At 38.6% G+C, this 11,768-nt stretch carries 8 protein-coding genes; 6 read left to right on the top strand and 2 right to left on the bottom strand.

Annotated features, from left to right (window positions below; genetic code table 11):
* Positions 1 to 156: 156 nt before the first annotated feature.
* Positions 157 to 2,109 carry a hypothetical protein gene (locus RDV78_02245; protein MDS1029321.1) on the top strand — a complete coding sequence of 651 codons (1,953 nt, stop codon included), beginning with the start codon at positions 157 to 159 and terminating at the stop codon, positions 2,107 to 2,109.
* Positions 2,110 to 2,183: 74 nt separating this feature from the next.
* Here RDV78_02245 and RDV78_02240 read toward each other — a convergent pair whose 3' ends face one another.
* Together RDV78_02240 and RDV78_02235 are read right to left on the bottom strand one after the other, a co-directional pair.
* Positions 2,184 to 2,876 carry a DUF881 domain-containing protein gene (locus tag RDV78_02240; protein MDS1029320.1) on the bottom strand — a complete coding sequence of 231 codons (693 nt, stop codon included), beginning with the start codon at positions 2,874 to 2,876 and terminating at the stop codon, positions 2,184 to 2,186.
* A complete protein-coding gene (locus RDV78_02235) occupies positions 2,869 to 3,624 on the bottom strand; it encodes a DUF881 domain-containing protein (protein ID MDS1029319.1) in 756 nt (251 codons plus the stop codon). The genes RDV78_02240 and RDV78_02235 overlap by 8 nt, the downstream gene beginning before the upstream one ends.
* Positions 3,625 to 3,872: 248 nt before the next feature.
* Here RDV78_02235 and cdaA point away from each other — a divergent pair, with 248 nt between their 5' ends.
* From cdaA to glmS, 5 genes are all read left to right on the top strand, one after another.
* A complete protein-coding gene (gene cdaA / locus RDV78_02230) occupies positions 3,873 to 4,703 on the top strand; it encodes a diadenylate cyclase CdaA (protein ID MDS1029318.1) in 831 nt (276 codons plus the stop codon).
* 2 nt (positions 4,704 to 4,705) lie between these two features.
* Entirely contained in the window at positions 4,706 to 5,641 is a 936-nt protein-coding gene (locus tag RDV78_02225; GenBank protein MDS1029317.1) for a CdaR family protein, read from the top strand.
* A gap of 596 nt (positions 5,642 to 6,237) precedes the next feature.
* Positions 6,238 to 7,881 (top strand): hypothetical protein, encoded by a 1,644-nt coding sequence (locus tag RDV78_02220; protein ID MDS1029316.1) that lies wholly within the window; start codon positions 6,238 to 6,240, stop codon positions 7,879 to 7,881.
* 21 nt (positions 7,882 to 7,902) lie between these two features.
* Complete coding sequence (gene glmM, locus RDV78_02215; protein MDS1029315.1) at positions 7,903 to 9,234, top strand: phosphoglucosamine mutase; 1,332 nt, start codon at positions 7,903 to 7,905, stop codon at positions 9,232 to 9,234.
* A 357-nt stretch (positions 9,235 to 9,591) separates the two neighbouring features.
* The gene (gene glmS, locus RDV78_02210; GenBank protein ID MDS1029314.1) at positions 9,592 to 11,415 is read left to right on the top strand and encodes a glutamine--fructose-6-phosphate transaminase (isomerizing); all 1,824 of its coding nucleotides are present in this window, start codon (positions 9,592 to 9,594) and stop codon (positions 11,413 to 11,415) included.
* Positions 11,416 to 11,768: the final 353 nt, after the last annotated feature.

The following is an 11,768-nucleotide window of genomic DNA, read 5'->3' as shown; positions in this document are numbered from 1 at the left end:
GTTTTGCTTTTTCCCTCTATTCCGACTATCTTTTTAAGGAAGTTGACAAAAGGAGATTTTTTTCCCAAAGGGATTTTTTTACATAATAGCCAATACTTGTTTTAGAACATTGTTATACATTAAAAAATGGAAGATAGCGGAGAATGGGGTGGTTTTGTGAGAAAAACCAAAATAAAAAGTAAAACTAAAAATAAAAAAACAAAAGTGGATAAAGTGCAGGAAATTGTAATAAATGAAAATTTAGATACAATTACCGATTATCTTAAACAATTGTTAGCAGCTGGTTCTATGAGTATAGAAGAACTTAAATCCAAGTTGAATAGTCGCCTGCCTAGTTATGGTGAAGAAAAACTTTGTAAAAATTTATATCGTTCCTTGGAGCATAACCCTTGCTTTATTCAGCAAGAAGATAAATGGGTTGTAGAAAGCCGGGGAGTAAGTGCCAATGATTTTGTATATCAATGGTTAAGCACTGTGGCTAGGCCCCTAAGTTTTGGGGAGCTTAGACAAGTCATGGAAGAAAATAACTGTCCTGGCCTTGCAGCTGAAAGAGAACTGGTTTGGGATGGTAGGTTTATCCGTTTTAAAAGTGGTAAATGGGGCTTAAGCCAATGGCATGTAATTCATAAGCCCGGCAAAGCTGATCTGAAAAATATTTTAGCTCGAATTCAAGCAGAGAATAGACCTCTCCCTTTAGAAACAGTTTGTCAGGAAATAGGGGATAATACATATTCAACGGAGCTATTACAAGAAGCAGTAGCTAGAGATAACGAGCTGATGCTGATTAATAAGAAGTTTATTTATAGCCAGCAGCTATATAAGAATTTATTAAATGAATTAAATGCTGAAGATCCTTTGGACCTGTTTAGAAAAGCGGAAAACAGTGTGCTGCAAGAAGCAGAGCTCATGTTAATAATCAAGGATATAAAACCTAACAAGAGGCAGTGTGTTTTATCATCCCTAGATATAAAACATGGCAAAATAAGTTTGACTAGGCGGCTGGAAAAACACTTTAACCATTTAGAGCCCATAAGTTATTTGAATTTTAAAATACAAGAGCAGAATGTTGGTATATGGTACTTGGCTGATAAGCATTCTTTAGTTGGCTTTAAAGAATGGTTTGTGCAAAATAACATTGAACCTGGTCAAATTGTGGAACTGTCCTGGGAAGAAGGGGAGCCAATTTCCGAATTTAGCCTGAGTATAACTGGAGAAAGGGAAGCTGAAGTATATAGCGAAGGACTGCGCATCCAAAAGCTGAATGCATTGTGCCAAGAAGCAAGTGAAGAAAGCCTTTCCCTGGAAAAAGCTCTTGTTGAGGTTTTAGAAATATATCCCGAAGGTTTAACTCTGGAAAATCTGCAGATGATTTTGCAGACCATGCATCTGGATACTGAAAATCTTGAAGAGGCTCTTCAGGCCTACCCGTTCTTTCAAGAAGCTAGTTCAAACAAATGGATCTGTAATAGCTCAATGAAAGAAAGTTATTATGCTTTATCTGAACAATTAAAGTTAAGCCAAGAGGAAATAGAAACTGCCCAAAGGGAAGCAGCCAGCGCTTTGGCGGAAATCCAGGCTATTCAACAAGAAAGGGATTCTTTGGAAGATGAACTAATTTATATCCAAAATCACCATCGTGAAGAACAGGCTCTATATCAACAAAAAATAAGTGATTTGGCCATGAAAAATGAGCATTGGCATTTAGAAAACACCCACTTAAAAAGTGAACTGGAAAAAATGCAAGTTAGGGAAGAAAATTTGACCCAGGAAATAGAACAGCAAATCCAGCAGCTAGCTGTTATCCGGCAAGAAAGAAATAAGTTGAAAGTTAAAAATGAACAACTAGATAATAAATTAATCCAATTAAAAAGTCAGCTCAATCGAATTTTGGAAGAAGCAGAGTCGGAAATAATCCGCTTGAAAAAGCTTGTGCAAGAGAAAGATAATCAGATAGAAAGTCTTCAGTATGCCAATCAAGAATTAGAAAGGAACTTGGCCAGAGTTCATGAAGAAAGACGTGAATTAAAACGAAAACTTTCCTTCTGGCCCGTAAAGTTAATACTGTCCTTATTTAAAAAAAGCTACCATGAAAGAACCATGGCTCATTAAGAAACCTTCTTTATGGACAATATAAATAGGCAATTGTTATTGAATCTAAATAACAAATTGCCTATTTTAAATAACTATTCTTTAATTTTTGCGTACTGGAAAGTTTTAGGAGCTTTACACTCGGGGATAACTAATTTCTGGTGTTGTTTAATAACTGGGTAGATGGAAAATGAATTTAAATTATCAATAATACCTCCGGTAAAGGTTAGACCTTTTTCCAAAGTACTAGGATCACCAAGGGCTGTAACTACGATGGGGTAAGTCAGCCTTTCACCATTAATGGCTGTGTAATATGTGTAAGCATCTTCGATTTGCTCAATAGCTGTTGTATTTAGTATTCTATAGCCATTGATGGAGACGGCCTCCGCTCCTGTTGTCCAAAGCTCATTTAATAGTTCAATTAAATCCGTAGCTAAAAGAGGAGTTGAACCATTAACCGTAATGGTTATTCCAGAACCCTTGGCTGGTAAAAGACCGTTAACCATACGCAATTTATCCATGTCGCTTACAATATTGCTCAGGTTAGATTCTCCTTCACTAGCCTTTTGCGTTAGCTGGCTATATTCTCTGTTTAAAACTTGAATTTCTTTTTCCAGTTTATCTTTTTTTTCATAAAGGTTTTTCCACATAGCTACTAAATCTTCTCTCTTTTGAGTGGACAAAGAATCCAACAAATTTTGCTGTGTTTTAAACTGGATAGATAAAAAAATACCTAATGCAAATAGTACTATAGTAACTGAAATTTGCCATTTTTGTGGTTTAGACATTGTTATTACTATCCTCCTCTTTTACAGGCTTAGCATAAGAAGGGGAATAACTACCTTTATAAGCAGGTATGATAACTTTAGTAAGTTTCGTAAGTTTTAAAGGAAAGCCCTTATTGGTTAAATAGATATACTCCTGACTGCTTAGCACTCCCTGTTCAAGCTTATCAGGGTTTCCAATAGCTTTTATTTCATAAGGAGGAGCCATTCTGGTAGAATTAATGTGAATAACTGTTCCTACGCAGCGGATGTTACTAGTTGTAACAATTTTTTGCTCATTTATGCTAATGGCTTCAGCCCCTGCTTTCCTTAAATCGTAAACAATGTAAAGCAGATTTTTATCATGAATAATGAACTTTTCAGGGTCATAGGTAAGATCAGAGTTTTTAGCAACTTCGGCTCCTTTAGTATTATCATCTAAAACTAAGGTAATACCAGGACCTTCAACTTCAAGTAAACCGGCTTGCATTTTTAAAGTCTGCATTTCCTTTTCTAGACCGCCTAGGCGGTTAGTACCGTTGATTTGAGCTTTTTGGGCAGCATCTATTTTTTGACGAATATCATCAATATTTTGTTCCAAAGAGTGATTTTCTTTTTCCAATTGATTAATAACAGGAATTAAACTATCTTTATTGTTATTGGTATTTTCTGCTTCAGCACTAATGGTATCATGGACTCTAAAAAGTGTCACAATTAAAATACCTGAGATTAGACAAACCAAAGATAAAAATAGGTGCCATTTTTTAACCATAAATTGAGCTCCTTTTAACTTAATTTAGCTTTATTTTAAAACTATTTAGGCTTGATTCATACGGTAATTTTTTCTCATTTTATTTTTTAATTTTAAAACAAAATACAACTATCTTAATAAAAAAATTCATGATAACATAATATTAATATACTAAGCCAAGAAAGAATTAGCAACTATTTCTCTAAGACACTAACTTACCAAAGGCCAAGTTTACCAACTTTTATTTTAAAATTATGCGGAGTGAGACCATGTTTGATTTTTTGTCCGTCCTATCCTTAAATAACCCATTTCAAATAATATTGTCCTTAATCGATATGGCTATAGTTGCTTTTGTTATCTATCGCATAATTCTCCTCATTAGGGGAACTAGAGCTGTGCAACTATTAAAAGGTTTGGCTGTTTTGGTGATTGCATCTTCCTTAAGCAAGCTGTTAGGTCTTAAAACCATTGAATGGATTCTAGAACAAATTAAAATAGCCATTATTGTTGCCCTGCCAATTGTTTTTCAGCCTGAACTGCGCAGAGCTTTAGAGCAGCTGGGTCGGGGAAAATTTTTTGCTAAACCCATTACTTTTTTAGGGGAAGAAGATATGTCCCGGCTGATTAATGAGCTGGTACGAGGAATTCTCAGTTTATCTAAAAATACAGTGGGAGCTTTAATTGTAGTTGAACGGGAGACTGGAGTAAACGATTACATCGAAACAGGGATTAAATTAGATGCAGTTGTTTCGGCTGAACTCCTAGTCAATATTTTTGTGGATAAAACTCCTTTACATGATGGAGCTGCGATAATTCGAGGAGATAGAATTATTTCTGCAGGTTGTTTTTTACCTTTAACAGATAGTCCTTATTTAAGCAAGCAGCTGGGGACAAGGCACAGGGCTGCTTTGGGAATAACTGAAGTCTCAGATGCTTTAGCTATTATTGTTTCAGAAGAAACGGGCACTATCTCCATAGCTGAGGAAGGAAAGCTTACCCGCTACCTAGATGAAAAAATCCTCCGTGAAATGCTGGGAACTTTGCTAATGCCCCGGCATGGAAATAACTACATGGGTTTTTGGCATTGGAGGGGTAAATAAAAATGCATAGGTTTTTTAGTTCAAATTTAGGATTTAGAATAATTTCAATTTTGCTGGCCGTGGGACTTTGGCTCTACGTGACTTTGGAGCAAAACCCAGTTCAAGAGAGAGTCATGCAAGTTCCTCTAGAAGTTAGAAATGTCTCTCAAAAGCTCATAGTGTCTGACAAACCTGAAAGCGTTAAGGTGCGGTTAAGCGGTAGAAAAAATGTACTTAATGACCTAAATTCCAGAAAAGATCTTAAAGCCTATGTAGATTTAGAAGGCGCCAAGGTGGGTACTAATCAGGAAAATGTTAATATAGTAGCTCCAAAAGGTTTAAAAATAGAAGAAGTGACACCTTTCCAGGTAGGTGTGAAAATGGATCAGTTTTCCCAAGTCCAGCTCCCTGTTAAAGCGGAATTAAGAGGAACTGTAGCAACAGGATATTATCGGTCACAGCCGGTGATCAAACCAACTAAGGTAGTGATTAAGGGCCCTAATAGTATCTTAGATACTATAGATCAGGTTTTTGTCAGTACTAACTTGCGAAGCAGCTCAAAAAATATCGAGGAATTACTTCCCATTCAAATTAAAGACAAAAAGGGGAACTTTATTCAAGATTCCCTGGGGATCAAACCAGAGAGTGTTACTCTTTATATTTCTGTTTTACCGGTCCAACTGCCTAAAAAGCTGATTGTGCAGCCAACTATCGAAGGGAACTTACCTGAAGGGTATAGCATTAAAGAAATAGTTACTGAGCCGAAGGTTGTGGAAGTATCGGCGGAAACCAATAGGAATACAGAAAATGAAACAGCAGATTATTTAACTACAGAACCAATTAATGTAGACTCTACAACAACAGATATAACTCAAGAGGTCAACATAGTTACTCCCAAAGGTTTTACTGTAAACCCAAAAACAGTAAAAGTTATTATTAAAATTGAAAAAAACAGCTAAAATAAAGCAAGAGGCATTGCAAAGCGTCTTGCTTTTTAGTTTGCCCGGCATATTTGCCGAGCCGATGGGCTGAAAGAAACCCTATCGCCTAACCGGCAGGAAGATAACTCGCAAGCAAGGGCGTCACCGGTAACTGTGGGGTCTGAAGGAAGCCGAAGGGGGAACTTGGAACATAGCGCAAGCAAACCGAGGTTGGCTAGTCAGGCGGGTAACCCTGCAAAAAGTGGGAAAGCTCAAAAGCCGGATAACCTGATTAGTTAGGACGGATGCGTTCAAGTTCAGGTAAGCAAACTTAACCGGGGAAGCCCGGCACTATCCTAGAGAATAGGTAGGCTCAAACAAGCGGGGACGTAAGGGAGAGACGAGGTAGTGCCCTTACCAAACAGTTGGTTTAAGGAAATAGGGTTAATTGATTTGGAAACATACAATGTCGGCGTTTTGTCTCATTTCTACGAGAAGTGACTGAGGTTTATCAGGAGCCGTATACGAGGCCCGTACGTACGGTTCTGTGAGAAGGATAAAGCCAGAGCAAATTACTTCGGCTTTACCTTACTCGATATGTTCTTGGTGCACAATTTGGTGGAGGCAGGTATAATATGAAGATAAGATTAGAAAATTTAAAACTTAGTTTAGATGTACCACAAGAAGCTTTGTTGCAAGCTGCTGCTAAAAAGCTGAATTTAAAAGGACAGCAGATTGGAGATTTAAAGATTAGAAAAAAATCTTTAGATGCCAGAAAAAAACAGGATTTAAAATTTGTTTATACCATAGATGCAGAACTACCGGACCAAGTAGCAACTAAAATACTACATAAGCATTTGCCAGGTGTAAGTAAGGTAGAAGAAGCTTTACCGCCTAAATTAGTCAGAGGAGATAAACAGCTAGCCGTTCCCCCTATTGTAATCGGGGCAGGACCTTCCGGTTTATTTGCAGCTTTGAAGCTAGCTTTACTAGGCTATAAGCCTTTAGTTTTAGAAAGAGGAAAAAAAGTGGCGGAGCGACGCAAGGACATTACAGAATTTTGGACTACAGGAAAGTTGGATTTAGACTCCAATATGCAATTTGGCGAAGGCGGTGCAGGAACATATTCTGATGGGAAACTTACAACGAGAAGCAAAGATCCGAAAGTTGCAGAGGTATTGGAGTATTTAGTAGAAGCAGGGGCTCCGCCGGAAATTACCTATATACAAAAGCCTCATTTAGGCACGGATAAATTGGAAAAGATTGTGGCTAATCTTGGTGCTAAGATAACTTCTTTAGGAGGACAAATCTTTTTCCAAGCGAAAGTAACTGATTTAATCATAAACCATAACCGTTTGGAAGCTATTGAAGTTAACCAGCAGTATGAGCTGCCGGCTCAGCTGGTAGTTTTAGCTACAGGCCATAGTGCTAGAGATGTGTTCGAGCTTTTGGCTAAAAGAGAAGTAACCTTAGAGACTAAGCCTTTTGCCATGGGAGTACGGATTGAACATCAGCAATCCTTTATTAACAAAGCCCAATATGGAGATTTTGCCGAACATCCCAGCCTAGGCGCTGCAGACTATAAGTTAACTTACCAAAGTAAGCAGTATCAAAGAGGCGCTTATAGTTTTTGTATGTGTCCGGGAGGGTATGTAGTGGCTTGTTCTTCAGAGAAAAATACAGTAGTGACTAATGGAATGAGTGAATATGCAAGGGATTCAGGACTGGCAAATAGTGCTTTAGTCGTAACCATTAGTCCCGATGACTTTCCCAGCCCAGGGCCTTTAGGAGGTATCGCTTTCCAGCGACAGTGGGAGCGGAAAGCTTTCCAGTTGGGTGGAAGCAATTATCATGCCCCTGGTCAAACTGTAGAGGATTTTTTACAGGATCGGCCTAGCAGCAGCCTAGAAGGGAAGGTAAAGCCTACTTATCGGCCCGGGTTAAATCCAGCCAATTTAAGAGAATCCCTGCCTAAGGAAGTTGGAGAGGTGCTGCAGGAAGCTTTAGTTGATTTTAATCAAAAAATAAAAGGTTTTGCCCAGGAAGATGCGGTACTGACAGGTGTGGAAACTAGGACCTCTAGTCCTGTGCGTATTGTTAGATCTAAAGATTGTACTGCTCATGACCACATAGGAATATATCCAGTAGGTGAAGGAGCAGGTTATGCCGGTGGTATTGTCAGTGCAGCTGTTGATGGTTTAAGGGCGGCTGAAGCAATTATTACGAATTATGGATTACCTCAAAAACAGCATCAATTGAATTTTTTCGCAGATAAATGACTAGAAAGGAGCTTTCTATAGATGGGAGTATTATTTGGAACAGACGGGGTTCGGGGGGTTGCTAATCAAAACTTAACCCCTGAGCTGGCTTTTAAGCTGGGAAGAGCAGCAGCATCTGTTTTAGTACAGGATACTAAGGATGCTAAAATTGCCATTGGCAAGGATACGCGTATTTCTGGAGATATGCTGGAAGCAGCTTTAATTTCCGGCATTTGCTCAGTTGGAGTTAATGTTGAACGGCTGGGTATTTTGCCTACCCCTGGCATCGCCTATTTAACGAGAAAACTTGGTGCTACAGCAGGAGCGGTGATTTCTGCTTCCCATAATCCGGTGGAGGATAATGGCATAAAATTTTTTAGCAGCCAAGGCTATAAACTACCAGACGAAGTAGAAGCGCAAATAGAGGAGCTTGTTTTAGCTGAAGAGGATAATTTATCAAGGCCTACAGGGGTTAAAATCGGCAAAGTCTACAGAGTTGAAGACGCTGTAGATTTATATGGAGATTATGCTGGCAGCAGCTTTGAAGGCTGTCTGGAAGGGTTAAAAATCGTCGTAGATTGTGCCAATGGAGCCGCTTACCAGGTTACTCCCCGGGTGTTAAGAAGCCTAGGCGCAAAAGTTATTTGTTTACATAATACCCCTGACGGTACAAATATCAATTTAAATTGTGGTTCAACTCATCCTGAAAGTTTGAAACAGGCAGTTTTACATTATCAAGCAGACTTAGGTATTGCTCATGATGGAGATGCAGATCGGGTTTTAGCTGTTGACGAAAAAGGTAATTTAGTTGACGGAGATCAAATTATGGTAGCCTGCGCTTTAGATCTGAAGGCTAAAGGGAAATTAAAAAACGACACTGTAGTTGTAACAGTTATGAGTAATTTAGGCCTTCATCAAGCCTTCAAAAAATCGGGAATTAAAGTTTTGCAAACCCAAGTTGGAGATAGGTATGTCTTAGAAGAGATGCTCAAAAGCGGCGCTTATTTAGGGGGAGAGCAGTCAGGCCACATTATTTTTTTAGACCACAATACAACAGGAGATGGATTAATGACGGCACTGCAGCTGCTGCAGACAGTAGTCAATAGCCGTAAAACTTTAAGCCAGCTAGCTGCCCAAATGGAACATTTTCCCCAAAGATTAGTAAACGTTCGTGTAAATGATAAGAAGGCTGCTATGGAAAATTCAGCATTTTTGGAAGCTATTAAGCGAGCAGAAGCAGCTTTAGGCCAAGAAGGACGTATTTTAGTTCGTCCTTCAGGAACAGAAGCACTGATTCGGATTATGGTTGAAGGACCGGTTTTACAGGAAATAGAACAGATCAGCGAAGACTTGGCTAAAATTATACGAAGCTAGTGGGTTAAACCATTAGCTTCTTAACTCCATAATTCATCAGCTAAAAGGAACAAAATACTATTCAATTCGTCTATATAAAGTGTTATTATATATCCTATATTGTAAAAAAATTTTGGAGGAGGGTAGATAAAGTTTATTATATTGGCGTGAGAGGGAACAAAAAGAAGTAAAAAGCGCCAGGACCACAGCTTTTGTGGTTGACGAGGAGAAGGATTATCGAATTTTTCGGCGGGTATCCTTCCGGCTGATGCGGCCGATAAAGGTAGAACAAAACTAAAGAGTAATCTTTAGCTTAAAAACTGCCGGGCAAGATTTGTTCCTTTCTTACGTTTATTTGACGTAAGGAGTGAGTGCAAAATGTGTGGTATTGTTGGTTATTTAGGCAGTAAAGAAGCTGCCCCTATCTTGTTAGAAGGATTAAGCAAATTAGAGTACCGAGGCTATGATTCCGCCGGGATTGCAGTCTTAAAGGAAGATGCTTTGGAACTTGCTAAATCTGTAGGTAGACTAAAAGTATTAGAAGATTTTCTAGCAGATAAGATGCCTACGGGAACCATTGGCATTGGACATACTCGTTGGGCAACTCATGGGAGACCATCAGATCTTAATGCCCATCCCCATACAGGTTGTAGTGAAGACTTTGTTGTAGTCCATAATGGGATTATTGAAAACTATCAAAAGTTAAAAGAATGGCTCTTAGACCAAGGACATACTTTTAGTTCTGAAACGGATACAGAAGTATTGCCCCATTTAATTGAGCATTATTATCAAGGAGATTTAGTGGCTGCTGTACAAAATATTATTCCCTTGTTAGAAGGTTCTTATGCTTTAGTTGCCATGACTGCCAAAGAACCAAATAAACTAGTAGCAGCTCGAAAAGATAGTCCACTAGTAGTAGGTTTGGGAGAAAAAGAATATTTTATAGCTTCAGATATTCCCGCTATACTTAATTACACAAGAGAAACATACATTTTAGAAGATGGGGAAATGGCTGTATTAACAGCGAAAGGCGTAGCAGTCTGTAATACGCAAAATGAGCAAATTAATAAAGAGATATTTCATGTCAAATGGGATATTCAAGCTGCTGAGCGTGGCGGTTATGCTCATTTTATGTTAAAAGAAATAAATGAACAGCCTCAAGCTATTAAAGAAACAATTACTGGAAGAATTGATGAAAAAGGCCAGGTAGATTTAGGGCTAAGCCTATCAACTGCTGAAATTAAAAAGTTTGAAAAGATTGCCGTTGTAGCCTGCGGAACTGCCTATCACGCTGGTTTAGTAGGCAAATATGTCATAGAAAAAATGCTGCGCATCCCCGTAGAAGTAGATGTAGCTTCGGAATTTCGTTATCGGGACCCATTGATCAATGAAAAAACATTGGTTTTAGTTATTAGCCAATCGGGCGAGACAGCAGACACCCTAGCCGCCCTCCGGGAAGCCAAAGCTAGAAAAGCTAAAGTCCTTGCTATCACCAATGTAGTAGGAAGTTCAGTTTCCAGGGAAGCAGATGAAGTAATCTATACCTGGGCTGGGCCGGAAATTGCCGTAGCTTCTACTAAGGCATATATTACACAGCTGATAGCTATCTATCTTTTAGCTCTTTATTTGGCACAAAATAAAGAGAGCATTGATACTAAAGAGTCAGCAGAACTAGCAATGGCAATTAAGGATTTGCCCCATTTAGCTGAAACAATGCTGCAGCAAGCCGAGAAAATAGAGTCTTGGGCGAAACAAATTGCTCAACGGAACGATGCGTTCTTTATTGGCAGAGGTTTAGACTATGCAGTTGCTTTGGAGGGCTCTTTGAAATTAAAAGAAATATCCTATATTCACGCTGAAGCTTATGCCGCCGGGGAATTAAAACACGGCACCCTGGCATTAATCGAAGAAGGCATCCCTGTTATTTCCCTGTTAACTCAGGAAAAATTATACGATAAAATGGTAAGCAACATAAAAGAAGTCAAAGCGAGGGGAGCTTGCGTTACAGCTGTTACCTTTAAAAATCATCATGATATCGAACAGGTAGTAGATGAAGTTATCTACTTACCTCAGATATTGCCAGTTTTAGCTCCAGTACTAACGGTCATTCCTTTACAACTTTTAGCTTACTATGCTTCAATAGCTAGGGGGAATGATGTTGATAAGCCGAGGAATTTGGCGAAATCTGTAACGGTAGAGTAAGGGGATATGAATGCTGACTTTTTGTTGTCTTCGTCAAAAAAACTTCTTCAACGAAAAATAAACTTCTTCAAAGGAGCAGGAAAGTCGGAGTAAAAAACCGATGAAACTGCTCTTTTTTTAGTTACAAGGAATAAGGATTTAGGATTAAGGAAGTGAGGAAAAAGGGTGAATAATGAAGGGGTGGAAAGCCAGTAGTGGTGCAGGGTTTAAAGGAATTAGTGTATAACCCTAAAAAACTCGTGTCACGAATAAAAAAGTTGTGTTAAAAATAATAAAGTCATGTTAAAAGTCATGCTGTAAATGCAGGGGAAATCCTGAATTGCTGCATGGCTTTTTTAGGTTCAAGGAGTAAG

The organism is Bacillota bacterium LX-D (assembly GCA_031628995.1).
In the GTDB taxonomy this organism is placed as follows: domain Bacteria; phylum Bacillota; class DUOV01; order DUOV01; family Zhaonellaceae; genus JAVLUO01.
Note: the sequence above shows the minus strand (reverse complement) of the source record. Positions and strands in the feature narration are given on the sequence as shown.

Coding starts and splice junctions, on each gene's coding strand:
- glmM (MDS1029315.1), top strand. CDS start 7,903: ATGGGAGTATTATTTGGAACAGACGGGGTTCGGGGGGTTGCTAATCAA.
- RDV78_02240 (MDS1029320.1), bottom strand. CDS start 2,876: ATGTCTAAACCACAAAAATGGCAAATTTCAGTTACTATAGTACTATTT.
- glmS (MDS1029314.1), top strand. CDS start 9,592: ATGTGTGGTATTGTTGGTTATTTAGGCAGTAAAGAAGCTGCCCCTATC.
- RDV78_02235 (MDS1029319.1), bottom strand. CDS start 3,624: ATGGTTAAAAAATGGCACCTATTTTTATCTTTGGTTTGTCTAATCTCA.
- cdaA (MDS1029318.1), top strand. CDS start 3,873: ATGTTTGATTTTTTGTCCGTCCTATCCTTAAATAACCCATTTCAAATA.
- RDV78_02225 (MDS1029317.1), top strand. CDS start 4,706: ATGCATAGGTTTTTTAGTTCAAATTTAGGATTTAGAATAATTTCAATT.
- RDV78_02220 (MDS1029316.1), top strand. CDS start 6,238: ATGAAGATAAGATTAGAAAATTTAAAACTTAGTTTAGATGTACCACAA.